The organism is Flavobacterium sp. N1736, assembly GCF_025947065.1.
GTDB lineage: Bacteria > Bacteroidota > Bacteroidia > Flavobacteriales > Flavobacteriaceae > Flavobacterium.
The window spans coordinates 2045303-2072016 of sequence record NZ_CP109994.1 but is presented as its reverse complement, the minus strand read 5'-3'; the positions used below and the strand labels follow the sequence as shown (position 1 = coordinate 2072016).

Below are 26714 nucleotides of genomic sequence, written 5' to 3'. Positions count from 1 at the left end.
ATGCAATGTTTTATATTATACTGAATGTGATCCTATTTAACACAAATAGTTGGTTTAATTCTTATGGCAAGTGATGCGTCAATATTAACTTCTTCTGGCTTTTATAAGCATTATAGATAAAAAAACTTATTTTATGATTTTTAAACCTTCTTGGGGGAATTATAATTTTAAAGATATAAGATATTTGCATCGGTAAGTGGGTTACCAACATAGTTTTAATAGTTTGTTGTTAGTGAAAATTATTAATTTGATAATTTTATGAAAAGAGAACTTCGGTTCTCTTTTTTTATATGATTTTATCAGTGCTTTCTAAAGACTAAATAATCCGGGAAACTTTCACTAAAATTTTTATTGTCTTCATTTGGAAAAGATAAAATTGATTAATCAGAAAAAAAGCAGCCATATAACTACTTCTTAAATAGTATAAGATAACAAATAAAGCAATACTATTTATTATTCGCTTGACTTATTGAAAACCTAAGTAATTATAATAAAGGCTAAAATTTTATGTAAGACAGTATCCTTATATATACATCTTTTATTTATTTCACTATAGTATCTGTATACTTTAATAGATATTCAAATACGGTAAAGTGACGGCTTTTTTACTAATCAATAAAGCTTACTGTTCAATATAATTATTCCTTCCTTTTAAAAATAGCATTTCGTATACCAAATTAAAAATGTCTTATTCTATAGATCTAAAAACTTCTACAGGTAAAAGTCTCTCGTAATTGGCTGGACCTTTGCACTTTCAAATTCCAATGTTTGAATTATTGGATAAATAAAAAATAATAACAATAAAGAATAAATCTTATGAAGAATAGATTACTCCCTTTAGTATTTGTTTTAGGATGTTACTCGGCTTACTCTCAGGTGGGTATAGGTACTCTTAATCCGGATGCAGCCGCACAATTAGACATTAAGTCTGGACATAGAGGTCTTTTAGTACCCAGAGTTGCTTTAACTGATATTAAAGACATTGAAACAGTTATAAATTTAGATACAGATAAAGACATCCCTTTCTCTTCTAATAGCTTGTTAGTTTATAATACAAACACTTCTACAGGTGTTGATGGTGTTACTCCAGGATATTACTATTGGACTTCTCAGAATAAAAGATGGAATAAAATAGTTACTACTTCAGATTTAGCCGCTTTATCCAGTACTGTAGCAGCAGCTGGAGCTCCTGGTAAAAGAGGAGAACTTGGATATCCGGGAGAAGGTGTAAATCTTTATACGGATACCACTACAAGTACTGTTTATGTACAAAATACAGATGGTACATGGACTTCTATCAACGGAAAAGACGGTGCAGCCGGAAATAACGGAAAAGACGGAATGATTGGCGGAACCGGAGCCCCTGGAACAGCCGGAGCCTCTGGAATTGGCAAGGACAGTACTATTTATATTGACAATGCAACCGATACGGTTTATATTTTAACACCTGGAGCAGATCCTGCCAAGCCGGAAAGCTGGGTTGCGATCAACGGAAAAGACGGATTGGACGGTAAAAACGGAATTGCAGGCGGTAAAGGTTTACCGGGTGCAGCAGGTTTAGACGGTACTATCGAAATGTACATTGACCAGACTACAGGAATTGTTTATGTAAAAGATCCAAAAGATGCTTCTCAATGGGTTCCATTAAACGGACCAACAGGAAACAATGGTAAAGACGGTATGACCGGCGGAACCGGAGCTCCTGGAACAGCTGGAGCCTCAGGAATCAACAAAGACAGTACTATTTATGTAGACAACGCTACAGGTAATGTTTATATATTGACTCCCGGAGCAGATCCATTAGATCCTGCAAGCTGGGTTTCTATCAACGGAAAAGACGGTGCAGCCGGAAATAACGGAAAAGACGGAATGATTGGCGGAACCGGAGCCCCTGGGACAGCCGGAGCCTCTGGAATCGGCAAGGACAGTACTATTTATATTGACAATGCAACCGATACGGTTTATATTTTAACACCTGGAGCAGATCCTGCCAAGCCGGAAAGCTGGGTTGCGATCAACGGAAAAGACGGATTGGACGGTAAAAACGGAATTGCAGGCGGTAAAGGTTTACCGGGTGCAGCAGGTTTAGACGGTACTATCGAAATGTACATTGACCAGACTACAGGAATTGTTTATGTAAAAGATCCAAAAGATGCTTCTCAATGGGTTCCATTAAACGGACCAACAGGAAACAATGGTAAAGACGGTATGACCGGCGGAACCGGAGCTCCTGGAACAGCTGGAGCCTCAGGAATCAACAAAGACAGTACTATTTATGTAGACAACGCTACAGGTAATGTTTATATATTGACTCCCGGAGCAGATCCATTAGATCCTGCAAGCTGGGTTTCTATCAACGGAAAAGACGGTGCAGCCGGAAATAACGGAAAAGACGGAATGATTGGCGGAACCGGAGCCCCTGGGACAGCCGGAGCCTCTGGAATCGGTAAGGACAGTACTATTTATATTGACAATGCAACCGATACGGTTTATATTTTAACACCTGGAGCAGATCCTGCCAAGCCGGAAAGCTGGGTTGCGATCAACGGAAAAGACGGATTGGACGGTAAAAACGGAATTGCAGGCGGTAAAGGTTTACCGGGTGCAGCAGGTTTAGACGGTACTATCGAAATGTACATTGACCAGACTACAGGAATTGTTTATGTAAAAGATCCAAAAGATGCTTCTCAATGGGTTCCATTAAACGGACCAACAGGAAACAATGGTAAAGACGGTATGACCGGCGGAACCGGAGCTCCTGGAACAGCTGGAGCCTCAGGAATCAACAAAGACAGTACAATTTATGTAGACAACGCTACAGGTAATGTTTATATATTGACTCCCGGAGCAGATCCATTAGATCCTGCAAGCTGGGTTTCTATCAACGGAAAAGACGGTGCAGCCGGAAATAACGGAAAAGACGGAATGATTGGCGGAACCGGAGCCCCTGGAACAGCCGGAGCCTCTGGAATCGGTAAGGACAGTACTATTTATATTGACAATGCAACCGATACGGTTTATATTTTAACACCTGGAGCAGATCCTGCCAAGCCGGAAAGCTGGGTTGCGATCAACGGAAAAGACGGATTGGACGGTAAAAACGGAATTGCAGGCGGTAAAGGTTTACCGGGTGCAGCAGGTTTAGACGGTACTATCGAAATGTACATTGACCAGACTACAGGAATTGTTTATGTAAAAGATCCAAAAGATGCTTCTCAATGGGTTCCATTAAACGGACCAACAGGAAACAATGGTAAAGACGGTATGACCGGCGGAACCGGAGCTCCTGGAACAGCTGGAGCCTCAGGAATCAACAAAGACAGTACAATTTATGTAGACAACGCTACAGGTAATGTTTATATATTGACTCCCGGAGCAGATCCATTAGATCCTGCAAGCTGGGTTTCTATCAACGGAAAAGACGGTGCAGCCGGAAATAACGGAAAAGACGGAATGATTGGCGGAACCGGAGCCCCTGGAACAGCCGGAGCCTCTGGAATCGGCAAGGACAGTACTATTTATATTGACAATGCAACCGATACGGTTTATATCTTAACACCTGGAGCAGATCCTGCCAAGCCGGAAAGCTGGGTTGCGATCAACGGAAAAGACGGATTGGACGGTAAAAACGGAATTGCAGGCGGTAAAGGTTTACCGGGTGCAGCAGGTTTAGACGGTACTATCGAAATGTACATTGACCAGACTACAGGAATTGTTTATGTAAAAGATCCAAAAGATGCTTCTCAATGGGTTCCATTAAACGGACCAACAGGAAACAATGGTAAAGACGGTATGACCGGCGGAACCGGAGCTCCTGGAACAGCTGGAGCCTCAGGAATCAACAAAGACAGTACGATTTATGTAGACAACGCTACAGGTAATGTTTATATATTGACTCCCGGAGCAGATCCATTAGATCCTGCAAGCTGGGTTTCTATCAACGGAAAAGACGGCGCAGCCGGAAATAACGGAAAAGACGGAATGATTGGCGGAACCGGAGCCCCTGGAACAGCCGGAGCCTCTGGAATTGGTAAGGACAGTACTATTTATATTGACAATGCAACCGATACGGTTTATATTTTAACACCTGGAGCAGATCCATTAGATCCTGCAAGCTGGGTTTCTGTTAACGGTAAAGACGGAAAAGATGGTTTACTGGGTATTCCTGGAGCACCTGGTGCAAGTGGAGTAAGTATTCCTGCCGGAACTGCAATGGTTATTGACGATACAACAGGAATTATATACGTATTAGTACCTGAAACAGATCCTAAAGACCCTGCAAACTGGAAACCTATTAACGGACCTGCAAGCAAAGGAAGTTTAACCGCAGAAGGAATTGTTTCTGTAACAAACGGTAAAGATATATTGTTTTCTGATGCTGTAATTAGAGTTAACGGAGGTACAAACGGACAAGTATTAACAACAGATGCAAATGGTAAAGCAGTTTGGGTAACTCCAACAGCAGCTGAAACAGGAGCTTTAAAAATTGTTAATGTTACAACCGGAGGAGATGTAGATCTTGCAAAAGATATAACAATTATGAATGCAACTGGTAAATCAGGAATTTTAGATCTTAAATTACCGTCTGCACCAGATGCCTCTTTAGTAGGAAAAGTTTTTACTTTTAAACGTACTGACGATAATAGCAACGCAATTGTTAAGATTAAAACTGACGGTGGATTAATTAATGGAAAAGAAACTCAAATGACACTTGGTGAGACCAATACGGTTAAACTATTGTTAGAATCTGTTTCCCCATTAAGCTGGCAGACGCTTTAATTAACAAAGATTATTTTTTAACTAAGTTAAAAGAGGAAGCATCGCTTCCTCTTTTTTCATTTATATCATTCACAGCCTGTATAAAAGATTTTCAGATTATTCAATTGTCGGATTTAAAGATTTAATAATCTAATCAGCGATCCGGTAAACTGCAATCCAACAATCCAATAATCCAACAATCTAATTTAATCTAACGGTTTAGTTAGTCTTACAATTTAAAAATCTAAAAATCCGACAATCGAAAAACCAAAAAAAGATGTTCCATAATGCCCTATTTTGTAATTCTGAAAACTTTTAAAGGCAAAGTTAAAATGATATAAGAGAGATCTTTGCACGTGAATAAAAAAAGGTTAATGATTAAAAAGTTACGCAATAGTATTAATTAAATTCAATGACAAATGAGATTTAAAATGAAAACAGTATTAACATTCGTGTTAATGGGATTTGGGATAATAGTATCTCATGCTCAAACAGGTATCGGAACCAATAATCCGGACAATTCTGCACAGTTAGATATTACTTCTGCAAAAAGAGGCCTTCTGATTCCAAGAGTTGCTTTGGTAGAAGTTGCAAGTCAGCTTCCAATTGTAGGAACACCTGCAGAAAGTTTGTTGGTATACAATATCACTAACAATGCTTCTGTAACCCAGGGGTTTTATTACTGGAGTAGTGAAAAAAAATGGGTAAAAATGACAACCGGAGAAAATGAAGGAGGTTCACAAGTAGCTGATTTTATTACCACCAGTATTGATTACGAGGTAAAAGATGCAGATTACACCATTGTTGCTTCTAAGCTAACAAATGATATTACTATTACCCTGCCGGCTGCAACAGCAAGTAAAGGAAGAGTATTGGTAATAAATCAGCTTAATGGTACAGATGCTGCAGGTAAAGAACTTACAGTAAAATTTAATGTACCTGTGGTATATTCTGATGCAGTAAGCAAAAGCGAATTAATGGCACCTTATTATTCGGCTACAGGCGGAAGTCTGAAAATTACATTACAATCTGACGGACTTAACTGGCATGTAATTTCGGCTCTTTAAGAGCTGTAAATTAAATCTTGTCAACAATAATCAGGCAAATTTAAAAACAATTTAATAATACAATAATGAAAAAAAATCTATTTTATATATGGCTTTTGTTTGTGGCCATGTTATTTTCAGTAAATACAAGCGCACAGGTCACCATTGGGGGTAAAAAAGCTCCTGAGGCATTCTCTGTGTTAGAGTTGGGTAATAAAGGAGGGCTTAGACTGCCTCAGTTAACAACTGCAGAGCGTAATGCTTTTACAGTTTCAGGAAATGCATTAGCAAATGGTCTTACTATTTTTAACAAAACGGTAAACTGTGTTGAGTATTGGAACGGCGGCCGTTGGGTGAGCTTGTGCGAAGGTACTTCTCAAATTACGATTAGTCCGGCAGCATGTCTTACAGTAGCAACAGATGGTACAGGATGTGCGCAGGAATTTAGCATTACAGACCCGGATTGTCCAAACGGACCTTTTATGTTTACCATTGTAGCAGGAGGCGAATATGCTTCGTTGTATAATGTAGATACTAAAAACGGTAAATTTAATGTTGGTTTTTCAGAGAATGCTTCTGTAAATGCACGTTCTGTATTAGTACGTGTTAGCAGTTCATGTAATAATTCATTTAAAGATTTCTTATTCTCTCAAAACGGAGTAGAATGTACATCAATGACGTACGCAGTACCTGTGGTAAGCCCTTCGTCAAGCGATCTTAGTTTGTGTTCCGGTGGGGCAGTATATCTTTCGGTTCCTGCTAATACAGCAAATCTGGATAAATTAATCTGGACCCGTAACGGTATCGAAGTATCGCGTGGCACATCTTTTTTTGTGGCAACACAAAAAGGAAAATACAATGTATCTATGGGTGCAGTAGGTTGTAATACCAATATAGCCAACGAGCGCAATGTTAAAGAATCAAGTACGGCAGCTCCTGCAGGTATCTCTATATTATCATCAAACAATGGTGTTATTTGTGGTACTAATGCGGTTAAGCTTACGGCTTTGGGGAACAACGCAAATGTAGTATGGTTTCATAACGGGGTTCAGGATAGTAAAACAGGAGCAGTAATTACACTTAATGCTGCCGGTGATGTAGGAACATGGTTTGCAGCTATTAAAGAAGGTAACTGTTTCTCTCAGGCTTCTAATTATATAGTGGTATCAAAAAGTGCAGTAACAGGACAAGTAAGCCTTAATGCAAATGATGCCCTGGTAAACGGTCAGCCATTAAATAGTTTTACAGCTTTTTGTAAAGGCGGAAGTTTAGATTTAAGTGTTGCCAACAAACAAAATGGTGTAACTTATACCTGGTATAACGGTGCTGAAGCAATAAGCAGTAATCCTTTTGCAATACCAGCATCACAAACTACTATTTTATTAAGCCTTGTGGCTACAGATAATACAGGGGCAGTTTGTCCTGCAGAAATAAACTCTACCGAAAAACAAATCGTTACTACAGGAGCTCCGGCACAACCGGACATTACAGGTAATAATGTATTATGTAACGGTACTACAGATTTAACAATTGTACCACAAGTTGCAGGTACTTATACTTATACATGGTACAAAGGCGCTGTAAAAATGGCAGCTACTACACCTACTATCACGGTAAATACACCGGGTGAAGTGTATTATGCTACTATTACCAATGCAACAGGATGTTCTAGTACTATGGCAACCAAAGTAATAAGCCCAACGGTTTCAAACTTGCCGGTATTGTCATGGATCTCTAAACCGGCTACCGCTACTTTTGGAGCCAATGTTACTTTGCAGACTGCTATAGAGTTTGGTCCTGCAGTTTCATATACATGGTCAGCAACAAATGGCGCTGCTATTATTGGTTCAGGAGCAAGTGTTACAATACAGCTTCCTGCGTCAGGTACAGATGGTCTTACCGTAGAGGTAAAAGTAACCGCAGTAAATGCTTGTGGTAAATCTATCGAGCTTATAGCGGCTGTTGTTTTAAACAACGCATGTCCTACTCCGGTACTTACAGCACAGTCAGAGCTTGTACAAACCATTACATCAGGAGCAGGTGCACCTGTATCTGTATCGGTTAGCGGTGGGGTTAGCCCAACTTACCAATGGTATAGCAATACTACAGCCAGTACATCTGGTGGTGCTATGATTAGCGGCGCTACTACAGCAAGTTATTCTTATAAACCGGCAGGTCCAGGTATCAGTTATGTATATTGTATCGTGACCAATGGTTGTGTAGGCAGCTATACAGCAGCTTCACCGGTATTTACCATTACAACACAGGTTAGCCCGGATACTATACCTCCAGGATCAGGAACATTAAATGGTAGAACCTGTTTTGATATTGCTGAAAGCAATGATAATGCGACTTGTGGTACTTTAGTATCCCGTACATCTAATAAGGCTAATTTTGCGCTTTCTACGGTAAATACACAAGTATACACCTTTACACCATATGGGGCAGTAAGTAAAGTTCGTTTTATGTATGTAGAGTCACTTACAGGAAATATTGTACAGTCTATGACGGCTAGTGGTAAAGAAGATGCCCTTAATGTATCTGGAGCTGTTACTACTACATTAATATACAAATCTACGTTAAGCTCCGGTGGTGCAGCCGGTACAGGAGCAGCATACGGTAAAACAGATGCTAGTGCCTTATCGGTTACGATTTATGCGGTTTACAATAATAAAGCAGATGGTTCCGGAACAGATGTACAGGTTAAACTAAAAGCATCAATAAAAGACTGTTCTTGTTGTGGTGCGATGATTAGCCCTACAGTCTGGAAAAACTTTCTGTGCCATAATCTTGGTGCCGATGTATCCCTGGATCCATTTGTTGGTGCTTTAGGTATACTTGGTAATTATTACCAGTATGGTCTAAAAGAGCCAAGAGCAAATATATTTGATTATCTAGCACCAGTAGGTTCTATAGATTCAACATGGGGTGCTAATGGAATTAAAACTAGTACTGATCCATGTCCAACTGGATTTCGTGTACCTACGGTGAATGAATGGAAAGGAGTGCTAGATAATAATAGCTCTAGTAGAGTAGGTTCAGGTTCTGCATCAACTTATGATAAGGGTGTAAAAATAGGCTCTTTATTTTTACCTTTAGTAGGTTATATATCATATCTTGGTAGTAGGGCTTATGTTGGAGTTGAGGGAAGGTATCTAGCTGCTAATGGGCAAGTACTTGTAGTAGGTGATATTCAGTATGGGATGGGGATATATGGAACTGACGCTAGGTCTGGTAGCAGCGTTCGATGTATTGCCGAATAAAAAAATAATTAATAAATAATTCTGTTTAGGATTTTAGTCCTGAAGGAAGTTTGTTTTTACTTCAGGAATTGAACAGTAAGGTTAAAAAAAAAGTAGCAAAGCTATTTTTAAGACAGATTAATTATACATAAAAATAAGCCCTCCGCTTTTCATTTCTGCTATCCTGCAGAAAGGAGAAGCGTTGGGCATTTTAAAGCATTACGATGTCAGATTACTTTTATTTTTTACTATCTTGCTTAAAATCAATGGGTAACATCTAAAAAATACATAATATGAAAAGAAAATTATATATAAGTGTCATGGTTATTTTTAGTGTAACCGCACTACAGGCACAAACCGTGCAAATAAGTTTACCGCACTATGCAGGTAAAGAATACAGCTATGCGCTTACACAAGGAGATAAAAGAGATACTATAGCAAAAGGTATGCTTACCAAGACCGGTACTGCTGCATTGGTACTTCCTAAAGCATACAAGGGGTATAAGGGTCTTGCACAGTTTACTGTTGCTAAAACTCAAAATATAGAGTTTATTGTAAACAACGAGAACATTGCCGTAAGCAGTACAGCAGAGCAGTTTACAGCAGAGAATGTAAAAATCACCAACTCGCCTGAGAATGATTTTATAAAAGCAGCGCAGCAGCAAAAAAGCATACTCGATAAAATGGGTATTGCCAAGGCAGTTTTGCAGGTTTATCAGCCACAAGAACCGTTATATATCGTTTTTGAGAAAGAAAAAGCAAACCTGAACAGCCAGTTTGCCATACAGCAAACCCTGGTACAAAATAGCCCGCTATATGCAGCGCGCGTACGCGAAATGCTCAATTTTTTAATGCATACAGGCAATACCCCAGATATGAGCGAAGAAGATTTAATTAAGCAGTTTAGTCCCTACATTCGCAACACCCTCGATATAGATGCCTTATACACCAGTAATTTATGGAGTCCCGTAATACAAAACTGGGTACAAATGCAGCAATATGCCGTAAAAGACGATGCAGTATTGTTTGAGGATGCCAAAGTAATTTTATCGCGTATAAAAAGCAATACGGTGTACACTGCTTTTGCAGAAAAAATGGTGGGTGTATTCGCCAAAGCCGGAAAAGATTATCTGGTAACAGAATTAGGCGCATATGCAGCAAAATCCGGCAGAGTACTAAATCCGGGTAATAATTTGTTAAGTGCCATGAATGATCTTGGTGCCGGTTCTATAGCTCCGGTTTTGCAAACTGCAACAGGTAAAAAAACGATTAAAAATAAAACCCTATTATTCTTTTTCGAATCAGGATGCAACAATTGCGAAAACGAAATGCATTCGTTATTGGGTAATTACGATGTAGTTACAAAAAATGGTTTCGAAGTAATTACCGTTGCTGCAGATTTAACAAAAAATGCCGGTGACGGTCACGGTCACGTGTTTCCCTGGAAAGATCAGTTATGTGACTATAAAGGATTTAAAGGCCCAAATTTTATCAACTACGGCATCATAGGAACCCCAACCTTTTTTGTTATCGACGAAAAAGGTAAAATCACAGGCCGTTACGCAACCTTAGCCGAGGCAGGAGTTTTACAATAAACAAACCATAGACAGTAAAGAATATTACAGTACATCATAAATAAAATACCTTATTTTGAAATAAACTGGACTTATTCGGATCATAAACGCATTTTTTTAAATTGATATTTGCCATTATTTTTATTTGCTTTGGTTAGGCATTAATGATTTGTTTTTTTTAATGAGGGAATACATATTCCCTCATTTTTTGTTTAGTTCCTTAAGCAAATAAAAAGAATCTATACAATTATTATTTCACATACTTACCAGAAGACCGGAAATTGATTTTAGAAAAAAACGTTATTCTCAGATAGATTATTAAATTAAAATCCTCGAAACTTCTCTTATTCTACTTCTTTAAAGGTATTTTGATTGTTAAAAATTGAGCAATAGCTTCTTCTGTAAACCCAATAGTAAATTACTTTTTATTATAATTCTGTAACTTAAAATAAGAATTTAACAGATAGAGATACTATTTTGCTTTTATCTTATTTAAAGCAGGTTTTGCTGCTTCATTTTATTTAAAGTCATAAATCTTATTGCGTGCAAAAAGTAATTAAAATCTTTGGGCATTCGCCTATTCAGCCTGATTTAAAGAGAATTAAATACTGTATTTAACGTGGTAAAATCCAGTATTAAGTACTGTTAAAGCGCTTTAGTTTTTCAAGGGTTTGGTTGTTAGTTGTTTATAAATCAAGTATTGACCTTATTTTGATATAGTGATAACTTTTACGGGTTTAATACCTTTTGTTATGGATTTACTTTTGCATCTTAAATAAGGTACGATTGTATAACCTATATAACTAAGATGTATGAAAAAAAATGACTCTTATAAAGTAATAAATAAATTAAGACCCGTTTTGTCACGCGGCAAAAGTTCAGGGGGCATGTTCAGTTGCCTGATGATTTTATTGATTTGTCAAACAGGGCACGCCCAGTTTAATAATGAAGGAGAAATTCGGGTAAAGGCTGGTACCGAGATGTATATTTATGAAGATTATGAAAATGAAGAATCTGGCGTTTTTATAAATGACGGGCAGGTTTCTATTTTTAAAAACTGGCTTAACAAAGGTATAGTTGGTTTCGATCCCGATTATAAAGGAACAACTTTTTTTAGGGACAAGGATTCTTCAAAAGTTTTCAAACCTCAGTTAATTAACGGAGATGGATTGTCGGAGTTTCAAAATTTAGTTTTTGATAATAGTATTGATAAAAAACAAATGCCTTTTTTGTTGCAAACTAACATTAATGCGGCTGGAATGGTTTCTTTTAAAAACGGGGTTATTAATGCTCTTCACGAAGATGCTCTGGTAATTTTTGGTGAAAATGCACTGCATGAAAATGCAGGAAATCAAAGCTTTGTTGACGGAAAGGTAGCAAAAAAAGGTAATGCCAGGTTTGAATTTCCTGTTGGTGATGGTAATGAAGAAAAGCTATTTTTTTACAGACCTAATATTGCAGACTCTTCATTAGGAGAGAACACCTATATATCTCAATATTTTTTAAGAAAAACAAACAATGAGTTTCTTCCGGCAGACAAGAAAGATGTTGCTGTACTTAAAGTAAACAATGCAGAATACTGGCAGGTAACTCAGGAGAGCGGACCAGATAAAATTATTTTGGGTCTTACTCTGAATGATGCAACAACACCAAATGATTTTAGTAATCTAAATGCCGATGAACAACTGGCAATAGTTCGCTGGGATGGTGAAAAATGGGTAAGCGAAGGCGGAATTGCTGAAAACATATCCGGCACTAATTATTCAAACCTTATTATGGGTGAAGTAACAGGATATGGATTTTTCACAATAGGAATTGTTAAGAAATCAATTGAACCACGTAAAGATGAAATAATAGTTTACAACGCTATTTCGCCAAACGGAGATGGTCTTAATGACACTTTTCATATTGCAGGAATTAATAGCTATCCGGATAATACAGTTGAAATATACAACCGTTGGGGTGTAAAAGTGTATGATACCAAAGGATATAATGAAAGTGACAATATGTTTACAGGATATTCTGATGGACGCGCCACAATAAAAAGAGGAGAAAAACTACCAACCGGAACTTATTTCTATATCCTGAGATATAATAAAGACGGGAATGGAATGGAGAAATCAGGTTATTTATATGTAAATAATCAATAAAAAATAAAAATTAAGGAATAAAAAAATAAGAACAGCTAATGAAAAATATTTTTTACATAACAGTCATAATGTTGCTTGGAGTTTGTAGCGCATCAGCACAGCAACAATCCCAGTATACACAATATATGTATAATACGATGACATTTAACCCTGGTTATACCGGTTCAAGAGAGGTAGTAAGTGCAATGGCTTTATACAGAACGCAATGGGTAGGATTAGATGGAGCTCCAAAAACAATGAATTTCTCTATTCAGAGCCCGTTAGGATATCATGGTAATGGTATAGGTTTAAACATTGTTAACGATGAGATTGGACCAACAAAAAATTTAGGTGCAATGCTTAATTATGCCTATACAATTGAAACAGATAACGAACTGAAGTTTTCTTTTGGAATTTCGGGAGGTATTGAAAATTTAGTAATAGATTATTCAAAATTAAATGTTGAAAATCAGGATGCTTATCTAACAGGAAGAGAGTCTATGTTATCTCCTAATGTAGGAGCTGGTGTATATGTGCATTCGTATAATTGGTATGCGGGATTATCTTCGCCTAAATTATTACAAACAAGTCATGATGATAATGTAGCCGCTTCTGTATATTCTTCTAAAGCACATTTTTATGGTATCGCAGGATATGTTTTTGACATTAATCCATATTTACGATTTAAGCCGGCTGTATTGGCAAAATTTGTATCCGGAGCACCTATATCGCTGGATTTATCTGGAAATTTCCTGATTAATGACAAGTTTACACTTGGAGCGGCTTATCGTTTAGATGCCGGTGTTAGTGCAATGGCTGGTTTTCAGTTAACAGATGCGATCCAGATTGGATACGGATACGATTACGAAACAACCAGGCTGTCAAATTATAACTCGGGTTCTCATGAGTTTTTTCTAAGGTTTGATCTGTTTACAAAATCAGGTAAACAATTGATTAATCCAAGATTCTTTTAATTAATGATGTCACAATTACTTATGAAAAAATATTTACTACTTTGGATAGTTTTATTTGGTCTGCATACAACATATTCGCAGACTAAATTAGTTGATAAGGCCGAAAAAGAATTCGATCAAAAAGCATATGCATCTGTAAACGCAGATAATCTGTTTAATACTTTGGTTGAAAATAAATTTGGGTCTGCTGCAGTATATGCAAAACTTGGAGATTCATACTATTTTAACGGAGATTATGAAAATGCGGTTAAAGCATATGATTATGCTGATAAGTTAGAAGATGAGTATGCTTTTACCAGTGGTCAGTTATTTAGATATTCACAATCGTTAAAATCAGTAAAACGATATAGTGAAGCCACTAGATTTATTAAGCAGCTAAATTTAAAAAAAGGAAATGAATCGTTAAATTCGAGTATAGATTATCTAAAGGATATACAAGATCAATCTAACAGATACGCTATTAAACCAGTAACGGCTAATTCTAACATGCCGGATTACGGAACTGCATTTTTTAATAATGACCATGTAATTTTTACTTCGGCACGAGATACTATTGGAAAAAAATACAGAGATGCCTGGACAGGTAAACCATATTTTAAGCTTTACGAAGCAACCATTTCAAATGGAGATCTGATAGATCCAAAAAAATTAACCGGAAAAATTAATTCGGTATATCATCAATCAACACCTGTAATTACAAGTGATGGAAAATTTATGTTTTTTACCAGAAGTAATATAAAAGGAAACAAACTTAAATCTGATAAATCGAATATAAACCATCTTAGAATTTACAGAGCAACTCTTGTTGACGGTGTTTGGGATAAAATAGAAGATTTGTCTATTAATAATGATTCGTATTCAAATGCACATCCTGCTTTAACACCTGATGATAGAAAAATGATTTTTGCATCAGACAGACCAGGATCTTTAGGTCAGACAGATCTATATGAAGTCGAAATTAAAATAGATGGCACTTTTGGGGAACCAAGAAATTTAGGTCCATCGATTAATACTATTGGCAGAGAAACTTTTCCTTTTATAACTAAATCGGGACAATTGTACTTTTCATCAGACGGACAACCCGGACTTGGTGGTCTGGATGTTTTTGCTACTGTAAAAAATAATGACAATAGCTATTCGGTTACTAATGTAGGAGAACCTATTAATTCCGGAGATGATGATTTTGGTTTTGTAATCAATGATGAAAAGAAAGGTTTTTTCTCGTCTAACAGAAGCAAGAACGATCAAATTTACAGTCTGACAGAATTTCAACCTGTAAAAGAGATTGATAAAACAGTTACCGTTATTGGTAAAACATTTGATGCGACAACAGGGGATCCTTTACCCGATGTTAAGATTACAGTATATGATAAGGATAACAGAGTTGTAGATATATTTTATACCGATAATGCGGGAGAATATATGCTTAAAATTCCGGTTGGAGATCATACTATAAAATATGAGAAACCAGGTTATATTTCCTCAAATGATGTAATTTCGTCTAAATCAGGAAGTAATGGTGTAGTTACTATTAATAAAACCCTTAAAATTGATCCAAATGCAACAAAATTCCCTGCGGATGGTTCAGGTAGCATAAGCAATGGGGATAATATTGTAGTGAAACCTATTTATTTTGACCTTAATGGTACCAAAATTAAAAAGTCTTCAATGGTGGAAATGAATAAAATTGTAAAAATTCTAAAAAATTATCCAACAAGTACAATTGATGTTAAGTCACATACTGACAGTCAGGGAAATAATGAGTATAATCTTAAACTTTCTGAAAGAAGAGCACAGGCAACAATCAAGTATTTAGTGAGTAAAGGAATTCGACCTGCTCGCGTTACCGGAAAAGGATATGGAGAAACTGAATTACTGAACAATTGTGCTGATGGTGTTAAATGTTCAGATAGTGAACATGAAATAAACAGACGCTCAGAATTTATTATACAATTTCACAATAAAGATTAATTTTTTTTTTAATAGTATATAAATACAAAAGGGTATCTGAAAAGATATCCTTTTTGTGTTTTAATTCAGTAGCTTTTGTTCATCATGAAACTAAATGCCGATACATAAATAAGGAAAAGGCACAAATCATCTTAAATAAATAAAACCTGTAAATTTTAGGATTTGCAGGTTTTTTGTTTTTCAATGTTTTTAATAAAGTTGCCTGTTATGCTTCTCATTTTGGATGCCTGATCGTATCATTTTGATAGGAATTTGAAAGTAAAATAATAACTATTATTTGTATTTTATTGGTAGTCAGTGTTTTGATTCGTTTTGAATTTCTTTGGCATATCGTTTGTTTTTATGGAGTAGAAAACAATAAAAAAAATATGAAAGCAAATAGAACCAGAACCAAGGAGATTACGAAACAATATGTAACTAATAAATCCAGACAGAATAAGGATAGTATCATTAACTTAATGGTATTTACTATCGTTTTCTTTATTACAGTTTTGCTCATTTCTCAAATGGTATAAGTTATTACATAAACGATTATGAAAATTATAGACCCCGTTATAGATCCTAAAATAAACCTGACAAAGATTTTTTCATTTCGTAACAAGCCAATTTTTCCATCAGGCGAAGATGTTGCTGAACCCGTTGAATTTACTATTGAAAAAGCCAGATCTGCTCACACTTTTTGGATCAAACAAATCTGCGAAGAAACATTAGCATCTGCTTTAGCCCGTGGAACCGGTATTTCAGGACGTTCGCCGGAAATGCTTGAGACAAAAATGAAAAAGGGTGAAGCCGTAATCGCTTTTGCATCAGATGGCAGATGGGCAGGTTTTTCTTTTATTTCTGCATGGGAAAATGGAAAATTTGTTTCTAATTCAGGATTAATTGTAGCACCTGAATTCAGACATACGGGACTTGCAAAAAGAATCAAAAAAAAGATTTTTGAGCTAAGTCGAGAGAAGTATCCGGATGCACGTATTTTTAGTTTAACCTCTGGTCTTGCTGTAATGAAAATGAACCATGAATTGGGTTTTGAACCGGTTACCTTTTCGGAACTTACCAATGATGATCTTTTTTGGGAAAATTGTAAAACCTGTGTCAATTGTCCTATATTAATGAGTAAAGGAAGAAAAAACTGTTTATGCACAGCAATGCTTTATGATCCAAAAAGTGATACCGTTTCCAGTTAAAAGATCATTGATGAATAAAAAGTTAAATTGCCTAAATAAAAAAAACCTGCGAATCCTTTGATTTGCAGGTTTTTGTTTTTCAGTGTTTATTTGCTCAATTCTCTTTTTGAAGGTAGGTAATAAAGTCTAAAGGCGAAACTCCGGTAATTTTTTTAAAGTTGATTGTAAATCTGCTGTGCGACGAAAAACCGGACTGATCTGCAAGGTAACTTATTTTATATTTTAAATAATTGCTGTCGTTTCTCAAACGATCAACAATATAATTTATTCGAAGCTCATTGATATAACCTGCAAAATCTTTCGATTTATGTTTATTAATCACATAAGACAAATACCGGTGGTTTATATTAAGTTCTGCAGCAACAGAATTCAATGATAAATCCTTATTTAAATAAAAATGAGACTTTTCGAATTCCTGTATGCTTTTGAGAATACTATTTTCTGTAGCCTCAGACATATATTCTTTTGCAATTTCTTTTTTTGGCTCTGATACAGCTTCAATATCAATATCAGGAACTTCCTGCGTTTTATTTATGAATTTTTTAAATTTTTTATAATCTTGCTGTCTTCGGTAATAGTAATATCCAAGAATTAGCAAAATAGAAAAGATACAAATACCGATAATGATATAGGTCGTTTTTTGATATTGCGATTTGTTTTCGACCTGCTTTTTTCGGAGTGATTTAATAAGATCATCTGCAATGATTTTTCGGTTATGCTCTTCATTTTTGTTTAACGCCAGATTTTTTTCATTGTAAAGAATGTATTTTTTATTATCAGTCTTTTTATAAAATTCTAAAAGTGAATTATATACTTCTTGTTTTAATGCAAAAAAATTAGATTCGTCAGCTATTTTCTCGGCTTTCTGATAATTTACAATTGCATTTTTATAATCTCCTGTAGTATAATAAACATTTGCAAAACCATTATATATAAAACCTTTCAACGGACTGTTTGACGATTGTGACGCATCGAGCTCTTTCATTGCTTTTTGATACGTTATCATAGCAGAATCCACTTTTTGCAGTGAAAGATAATTTTTTGCGATAAGTTCGTCATTAACGGCTATCTGGAAATTTTTATCAATACTTGAACCTGCCTTTTCAAACAATTGATTTCCACTTTTAAGATGTGCAATTGCTTTAGAATAGTTGGCATCAAACATTTCGTAATAGGCTATTTCCTGAGACAAATTTCCCTGAAATTTATACATTTCATTTTTGTCTTCAATTTTTTTACTAACAGCTAATGCTTTTTGTAAATGAATTTTTCCAAGACTGTAAATTTCGTTTTCACGAAAAAGGGTTGATAAAAAACCGTTTATTCTTGCCTGCAGCGTGTAATTTTTATCGATTATGGCAAGACTGTCTGCCCGTTTTAATGCAGAAATAGCTTCGTTACGTATTCCGTATTGGCGTAAAAGAGTTGCTTTAAGCATGCAGGCTTTTATTCGCTCCGCATTATTATTAGAAATTTTGTAGAGATAATCGGTATTGCTTAGTGCTTTTTTAGGATTCGAACTTAATAATACCTGAGCTGTTTCAGAAAAAACAGTGTCGTATTTTGAGTTTTGAGAATAGATTGTACAGTGAAAAAAAACAACTGCAAATAGGAGAAGAAATGATTTTAAGTGCATATAATAAATAAAAAATAAGTGAAAATTAGGTGTATAAACTCAGCTTTAAATCAAGTAAATATTTTTATTTGTGGAAGATTTTTTGATGTTTACCTTAATAATGTAAATCATATTTAATCCTTCTAACTTTAGAAATATAATTTTTTACCAACGCAGCCAGATGTAATTTTAACTAAGTTGAAATGTAATCAATATTTCTTTTAATCCCGCTGATTATGTGCATTCTTAACATCATTTAATATTTAAGTTAAAAATATTTGCAGATAAATTGATGTTCCAAAATTATACATATGCGTATTAATAGTAGCTTAGATGACTACATCAATGCTACATCAGCCGTCTTTATTTTGGTAGTTCTCATTATAATCAAACACTGCTTACTTGATTCTAATTTACAAATGTATAATTTTTATTACAGTTAAATAATTCTCAGACATTAAAAGTGTAAAAACAACATTTATTTAACACATTGTAAAACAGTGCTTTATGTGTTTTGCAATGAAAGAATGTTTTACCTATTGCGTAATTGGTAAAGAATTAAGACTTTTTTCGGATCCCAAATCGTTTAGATTCGCAGCCAAAATTATACAAAAGCTATTAAAACTAAACTATTACTTATGATCAGGAATATTTATCGGAAATACATCTGTTTCAACTTAAAAAAACAGGTCGCCTGTATTTTATTTTTCAGCCTATTTATGGGTTTTAAATCAGAAGCTCAAAATAAAATCAACGATGAAATTAAGCAATTTTATACTGTGATTTCATATGGCGAAAAAGTTGATTTTGGCAATATGGATACATCAATTATGTGGACTATTACAAATTCTCAAAATAATATCAATACTACATTACAAGGCAATGAAATTAATAAGTATGTATTTCAGGAACCGGGAGAATATGATATAAATTTTCAGGAAAATAAAAAACACGATGACGATTGCAATCACGCAATGTTTCCTGAAAGATTCCGCATAAAAGTTGCACCCGTTAAATTGGTTTTTGATTTTTCGAAAATTCAGTTTTCTGAAAAAATAGAAAAGGGAAGAAATTATTCGGATTTAATAATTACTGTTCCCGCAACTATTACTACAAAAGATAATTCAATTACAAAATTACCTGCACCGGGCATGTCAGTTTCGGGAATAGGAGTTGCATTTACTGCTGTTCCGTTAGAAAAGGAGATTATCTTAAATAATAAAATTCAATTATTGAAATATAAGCTGTCAGGAATAGTAGATAAGGAAACTTATCTGATGTTTGATTTTTATGATTTCAATAATCAGGTGCAGACTTATAATCTTTCTCAGATAATAAAATAATCGGATTACTTATGATAAAAAACTACTCAAACTTAAATAACATATTGAAATTAAAAAAGACAATCTTTTTGTTTTTTGTTTTTTTCGTATGCAGTCAATTCGCAAATGCGCAATGTTCTTCGCCAGTTGCCGGATGTCCAAATACTGATTTATCAAATTTTGGAGTTGATTCAAATAACGATGCTACAACCATAGAGTATGATAATTTTGTTTCTAGTTTTCATACGACAGTTGTAAGAACTTCAGATGGTTCTTTTCAGGTATGGGGAGAAAAAATTGCAGGTAATGGAACTTCTAATGTTTTGACACCACTAACAATTAATGCTACAAATTTTACAGGTTTAACCGGTACTCCTTTAAAAGTTGGATTGGGAAGTAATTCTTCTAATAACGTACAAGGTATTCTTTTAGCTACTGATGGTTTATATGCATGGTCTACAGAAGGTGCTGTTCTTGATGCTTCAATTACTTCAGGTGTAATTTTTCAAAAGCTGACGATTGGTGGGAATACTAACGGTTTGCCAACCGGAGTAACGCCAGGCGATGTTAAAATGATGTTTGCTACCTTTAAAACATTAGCTATTACAACTTGTAGTGGAGATGTCTGGGTGATTTCACAAAGTCCCAATGTTAGAGGTAGCGGAGCAGGAGCAACTTCTGCTACGACTTGGTACAAAGTTACCACTTCTGCTACGGGAAATCCGTTTTTGACTAATGTTATAGCCTGTAGAGGTAGTTATGACGGTCTTATGGCATTGAAGTCGGATGGTACTGTGTACGTTTGGGGTAATAACGTATTATTAGGAGATAATACGGCAATAATTCCTAATCAAAATAGCGCTGCACAAATGACAATTCCTGCTATGACTCCAAAAATGATTGGTTCAACAGGAAATGGTACATCAAGATCTTACTATATTTTAGCGACAGACGGAAATTTATATGCAGTAGGTGAAAACTCTGCCAGAGAGCTTGGAAATTGGGCGACTGCTGACAGACTAGCATGGGTTCAGCCTCGATATACATCTGCAAGCGGTCCGGTGATGAATGATATTAAATGGTTTAGTTCACAAGAACATGATGCGCAATATGGCAGTATGAATGTCATTAACAGCAGTAAAAATATTTATGCATTTGGTAATAGTAATAATTATTTACTTGGAAAAGGAAATACTTCAACTGATCCCACGACTCCAAATGGTGTTGACATAACTAATATTCTGGCGGTTGAAACAGGAGGACATACCTCAATGATTGTTAAAAAATGTGAAGCTAAGTTCGGTTATGTTGGTCATAGAATTAGCGGTAGTATGGGTGATGGAAGTAGTGCAACTACAGTTGAACAAAGTTATACTTTTGCTACAGCTGCTGTGCAAATTTGTGGTGTCGAATCAATTCCGGTTATTCAGCCTGTTTCTACAGGAGGAGGACCAGGTTCAAAATATTGTGTTGGTGATCCTGTTTTATTGCAGCCAACACCAGCCGGAGGTACGTTAAGTATACTTAGCGGTCCGGGTACTTTGACAGGAAATACGTTAAGTTTTACCGGATCAGGTACAGTTGAGGTTCAATATTCAGTAGCTACTGATTGTGGGGGTACTTCTGTTACCACTAAAAGTTTTGAAGCGGCACTTTGTCCTTTAGATTTACAGGTTAGCAAAGTTGTTGATAATCTTAATCCGAGTGTGGGAGATAATAGTGTTTTTACGATTACTGTCACTAACAACGGACCTTATAAAGCGACCGGAGTTACAGTAAATGATGTGCTTCCTTCGGGTTATACTTTTGTAAGTGCAACACCATCAACAGGAACATGGTCTGCACCAAACTGGACTGTTGGAAGTTTAGCAAACGCAGCAAGTGCAACTTTATCCATTACTGCTACTGTCAAGGCTTCAGGTTCTTATGTGAATACAGCGGTTGTTAGTGGAAATGATTCAGATACCAATACTTTAAATAATACAGATACTGTAACAGTTACACCAGTCAATCATACTCCGGAAGCTAATGATGATGATACTACTTCTTTTCCGTTAAATGAAGATGGAGTTGACGGTTCAGTTAATGTATTAACTAATGATACAGACGCAGATGGTAAGCCGACTGGACCATTAAACGGAGTTGGTCAATTTACAGTAGATTTAAATCCTGCTGTTTCAGGTATCCAAACAACATATACAGATGCTAAAGGTGTTTGGTCATTAGATACAACTACAGGAGTTGTAACTTTTAATCCGGCAAACAATTTTAATGGAACAGCTTCAATTACCTATACTTTATGTGATCCTACAGGATTATGTGATAATGCAGATATTACATTTTTAGTTAATGCTGTAAACGACATCCCAACAGCAGTTGATGATGTTTATACCATGAACGAAGATGCTACGGTAACGTTAAATCCGTTGGCATTGGATTCAGATATTGACGGCGATACATTAAGTATCACTTCAATTGGCGGAACAACACTTACGGGAACAACACAAACAATTTCTGTTACAAACGGAACAGTAAATATCTCAGCTGCGGGAGTGATTACCTTCACACCATCAGCAAACTTTAATTCAGCCACAGCTGTGAGTATTCTGTATGAGATCAGTGATGGTCATGGCGGAACTGCAACAGCAAATGAACTTATAACAGTTAATGCTGTAAACGATATTCCAACAGCAGTAAACGATGTTTATACCATGAATGAAGATGCTACTGTAACTTTAACTCCGTTGGCATTGGATTCTGACCTTGATGGAGATACCTTGAGTATTACTTCAATTGGCGGAACAACACTTACGGGAACAACTCAAACAATTTCTGTTACAAACGGAACAGTAAATATCTCAGCTGCGGGAGTGATTACCTTCACACCATCAGCAAACTTTAATTCAGCTACAGCAGTGAGTATTCCGTATGAAATCAGTGATGGTCATGGCGGAACAGCAACAGCAAACCAGCTTATAACGGTAAATGCTGTAAACGATATTCCAACAGCAGTAAACGATATTTATACCATGAACGAAGATGCTACGGTAACGTTAACTCCTTTGGCATTGGATTCAGATATTGATGGCGATACCTTGAGTATTACTTCAATTGGCGGAACAACACTTACGGGAACAACACAAACCATTACCGTTACAAACGGAACAATCAATATTTCAGCTACTGGAGTAATTACTTTTACGCCATCGGCAAACTTTAATTCAGCTACGGCGATTAGTATTCCTTATGGAATCAGCGATGGTCATGGCGGAACTGCAACAGCAAACCAGCTTATCACGGTAAATGCAGTAAACGATATTCCAACAGCAGTTGATGATGTTTATACCATGAATGAAGATGCTACGGTAACGTTAACTCCATTGGCATTGGATTCTGATCTTGATGGCGACACATTAAGTATCACTTCAATTGGCGGAACAACACTTACAGGCGGAGTACAAACTATTATCGTTACAAACGGAACAGTAAATATCTCAGCAACGGGAGTAATAACTTTCACGCCATCGGCAAACTTTAATTCAGCTACAGCGGTGAGTATTCCGTATGAAATCAGCGATGGTCATGGCGGAACAGCAACAGCAAACCAGCTTATCACGGTAAATGCAGTAAACGACATCCCAACGGCAGTAAACGATGTTTATACGATGAACGAAGATGCTACGGTAACGTTAACTCCATTGGCATTGGATTCAGATATTGACGGAGATACCTTGAGTATTACTTCAATTGGCGGAACAACACTTACGGGAACAACACAAACAATTTCTGTTACAAACGGAACAGTAAATATCTCAGCTGCGGGAGTGATTACCTTCACACCATCAGCAAACTTTAATTCAGCTACAGCAGTGAGTATTCCGTATGAAATCAGTGATGGTCATGGCGGAACTGCAACGGCAAACCAACTTATCACGGTAAATGCAGTAAACGATATTCCAACAGCAGTTGATGATGTTTATACCATGAATGAAGATGCTACGGTAACGTTAACTCCATTGGCATTGGATTCTGATCTTGACGGCGATACATTAAGTATCACTTCAATTGGCGGAACAACACTTACAGGCGGAGCACAAACTATTACCGTAACAAACGGAACAGTAAATATATCGGCTGCAGGAGTAATAACTTTCACGCCATCGGCAAACTTCAATTCAGCTACAGCTGTGAGTATTCCGTATGGAATCAGCGATGGTCATGGCGGAACTGCAACAGCAAACGAGCTTATCACAGTAAATGCAGTAAACGACATCCCAACGGCAGTAAACGATGTTTATACGATGAACGAAGATGCTACGGTAACGTTAACTCCATTGGCATTGGATTCAGATATTGACGGAGATACCTTGAGTATTACTTCAATTGGCGGAACAACACTTACGGGAACAACACAAACAATTTCTGTTACAAACGGAACAGTAAATATCTCAGCTGCGGGAGTGATTACTTTCACGCCATCGGCAAACTTCAATTCAGCTACAGCTGTAAGTATTCCTTACCTGATCAGTGATGGAAACGGTGGAACCGCTACGGCAAACCAACTTATAACAGTAAATGCTGTAAATGATAATCCGATAGCAGCTGACGATATAAATGCTTCAATTCTGTCAACATCAGGAGCGACAGCCCTAAACACATTAATAGCAACAGATATTGATGGAACTATAGCAAATTATACGGTTTTAACATTACCATCTCATGGAATTTTGGCACTAGCCGGAGTTCAGGTTACAATAAATCAGATAATAACGCCTTTAGAAGCAAGTATGCTTACTTATGATCCAAGTGGAACATTTACAGGCGACGATACATTTACATTTACTGCAACTGATAATCTTGGTGCGATCGCTATATCAGCGGGAACTATTACAATTCCGGTTGCAAATAATTCACCAGTTTCAAACGACGATACCAACGCTGGTATTCCGTCAAGAGCCGGAGCGACAGCGATCAATGCTTTAACAGCAACAGATACTGATGGAACCATTGTAAATTATACCGTCTTGTCATTGCCTGCTAATGGAATTTTAGCATTATCTGGTGCACCAATAACGATAAATCAGGTATTGACACCTTTAGAAGTCAGCATGCTTACGTATGATCCTAGCGGAGCATTTTCAGGCAACGAAACTTTTACTTTTACAGCAACAGACAATAACGGAGCTGTTGATGCAACACCGGCAACCATAACAATTGTAGTCGAAAAAACAATTGTAAATGCTGTATCAGACCCAATAAATGCGGTTGTAGGAATCGATAAAACAGTTACAGTATTAAATGTATTTGATAATGATACTTTAAACAATAATCCACTAATTCCGTCAGATGTTAATTTACATGTAGTAACTCCAGATCCAACAGGAACGATGACATTAAAACCTGATGGTACTGTAGAATTGATTCCAAATGCACCGGCTGGGAATTATACTTTAACATACGAAATTTGCGAAAAAGCCAACCCTTCAAATTGTAGTTCTGCTACTGTTTCAGTTACGGTTGTGGCGCCTACAATGACAATAACTGCAAATAGTTATTGCGCTAATAATGCACCGTATGTTTCTTATAATGTTGTAGCAGATAATTTTACTCCAACAGGATTATTAACTATTAATTGGATAGACAGTGCTAACAACATTGTAGCAACACAAACTAATATGCCATTAAGCGGTACAGTTTTATGGCCGGGAGCAGTTGTTGATGGTAATAATAAACCAACAGACTGGCCGGGATGGGTATTAGTTAACGGACAATGGATACAAGGAAATGACGGTTTTGAATTAACAAGACCGGCTGTTACAATGCAGTTTACATTAAACCCAACACAATCAGTAGTGGTCAATTATCCTGCAGCAGCATCTGGCTGTAACGCGATGCCTACATTTGGAATTCAGGCTGGTAATGAAGACGATATAACTCGTGCTGACGGACTTAATGGTTCATTAGAAGTAATCAATGTTTTAGACAATGATACCTTAAACGGTGTTCCTGCTAAAGCTTCAGATGTTATACTAAAAGGTCTGGATTTACCAACAGGAATTACTATTAACGATGACGGTACAATTAACGTAGCGCCAGGTACAGCAGGAGGAGAGCATACATTAACATACCAGATATGCGAGAAAGCTAATTCATCTAATTGTAGCACTGCAACGGTTAAGATTTTTGTTGAAATTCCAGCAATTGCAATTGTAAAAACAGTCGTATTAAATGATGATAATAACAATGGATATGCCGAAGCCGGGGAGACTTTAACCTATAATTTCGCCATAACAAATAAAGGAAATGTTGCTCTTGAAAATATAACAGTTTCTGATCCTTTACCGGGAATTGTAATGAGTGGAGGTCCTATTAATCTTACGGTTGGTCAAACTGATACTACCTCAATAAGCGGAACATATACTTTGTCTCAGGCAGATGTAGATTCTGGAAGCATAAGCAATCAGGCAACAGTATCGGCAATTACACAAAGTGGAATAACTGTGTCAGACAAATCAGATTTTAGTGATACTGAAGGAGAAAAACCAACTGTTCTGGAATTAAGCGGTTGTGTAATTAAAATCTTTAATGCCGTATCTGCAAATGGAGATAAACAAAACGAAAGATTCTATATTCAGGGTATAGAATGTTATCCTGATAATACGGTACAAATCTTCAACCGTTGGGGAGTATTAGTATTCGAACGTGATCATTACAACAATGCCGATATTGCTTTTAGAGGTATTTCAGAAGGACGTGTAACAGTTAAAGATACAAACGGATTACCTGAAGGAACTTATTATTATATCATTAGATATAAAGATAAACAATCTAACGCACAGCAACAGGCCGGGTATTTATACCTTACCAAGTAATTCACTATACAAATTAAATGGCTT

Annotated in this window: 11 protein-coding genes; 10 read left to right on the top strand and 1 reads right to left on the bottom strand. The window is 36.4% G+C overall.

The annotated features are described in order from the left end of the window. Positions 1-816 precede the first annotated feature (816 nt). The 8 genes from OLM54_RS08705 (at position 817) to OLM54_RS08665 (ending at position 16881) form a co-directional block, all read left to right on the top strand. Positions 817-4779, top strand: coding sequence for a hypothetical protein (locus OLM54_RS08705; protein ID WP_264538193.1), 3963 nt, complete (start codon positions 817-819; stop codon positions 4777-4779). Positions 4780-5189: 410 nt separating this feature from the next. After that, positions 5190-5825, top strand: coding sequence for a hypothetical protein (locus OLM54_RS08700; RefSeq protein ID WP_264538192.1), 636 nt, complete (start codon positions 5190-5192; stop codon positions 5823-5825). Positions 5826-5890: 65 nt separating this feature from the next. Then, positions 5891-9067 (top strand): hypothetical protein, encoded by a 3177-nt coding sequence (locus OLM54_RS08695; protein WP_264538191.1) that lies wholly within the window; start codon positions 5891-5893, stop codon positions 9065-9067. A 272-nt stretch (positions 9068-9339) separates the two neighbouring features. Next, a complete protein-coding gene (locus OLM54_RS08690; RefSeq protein WP_264538190.1) occupies positions 9340-10641 on the top strand; it encodes a peroxiredoxin family protein in 1302 nt (433 codons plus the stop codon). A 791-nt stretch (positions 10642-11432) separates the two neighbouring features. Beyond that, the gene (locus OLM54_RS08685) at positions 11433-12770 is read left to right on the top strand and encodes a gliding motility-associated C-terminal domain-containing protein (protein WP_264538189.1); all 1338 of its coding nucleotides are present in this window, start codon (positions 11433-11435) and stop codon (positions 12768-12770) included. A gap of 38 nt (positions 12771-12808) precedes the next feature. Further along, complete coding sequence (locus OLM54_RS08680) at positions 12809-13723, top strand: type IX secretion system membrane protein PorP/SprF (protein ID WP_264538188.1); 915 nt, start codon at positions 12809-12811, stop codon at positions 13721-13723. A 21-nt stretch (positions 13724-13744) separates the two neighbouring features. After that, a complete protein-coding gene (locus OLM54_RS21650; protein ID WP_319802320.1) occupies positions 13745-15694 on the top strand; it encodes an OmpA family protein in 1950 nt (649 codons plus the stop codon). 533 nt (positions 15695-16227) lie between these two features. After that, positions 16228-16881 (top strand): GNAT family N-acetyltransferase, encoded by a 654-nt coding sequence (locus tag OLM54_RS08665; protein WP_413614467.1) that lies wholly within the window; start codon positions 16228-16230, stop codon positions 16879-16881. Positions 16882-16975: 94 nt separating this feature from the next. Here the strand turns inward: OLM54_RS08665 and OLM54_RS08660 are convergent, their stop codons facing one another. Beyond that, complete coding sequence (locus OLM54_RS08660; protein WP_264538187.1) at positions 16976-18517, bottom strand: helix-turn-helix domain-containing protein; 1542 nt, start codon at positions 18515-18517, stop codon at positions 16976-16978. 698 nt (positions 18518-19215) lie between these two features. Here OLM54_RS08660 and OLM54_RS08655 point away from each other — a divergent pair. Both OLM54_RS08655 and OLM54_RS08650 read left to right on the top strand, forming a co-directional pair. Beyond that, entirely contained in the window at positions 19216-19839 is a 624-nt protein-coding gene (locus OLM54_RS08655; protein WP_264538186.1) for a hypothetical protein, read from the top strand. Between the two features lie 11 nt (positions 19840-19850). Further along, positions 19851-26690 (top strand): Ig-like domain-containing protein, encoded by a 6840-nt coding sequence (locus tag OLM54_RS08650; RefSeq protein WP_264538185.1) that lies wholly within the window; start codon positions 19851-19853, stop codon positions 26688-26690. The last annotated feature ends 24 nt before the right edge of the window (positions 26691-26714 follow it).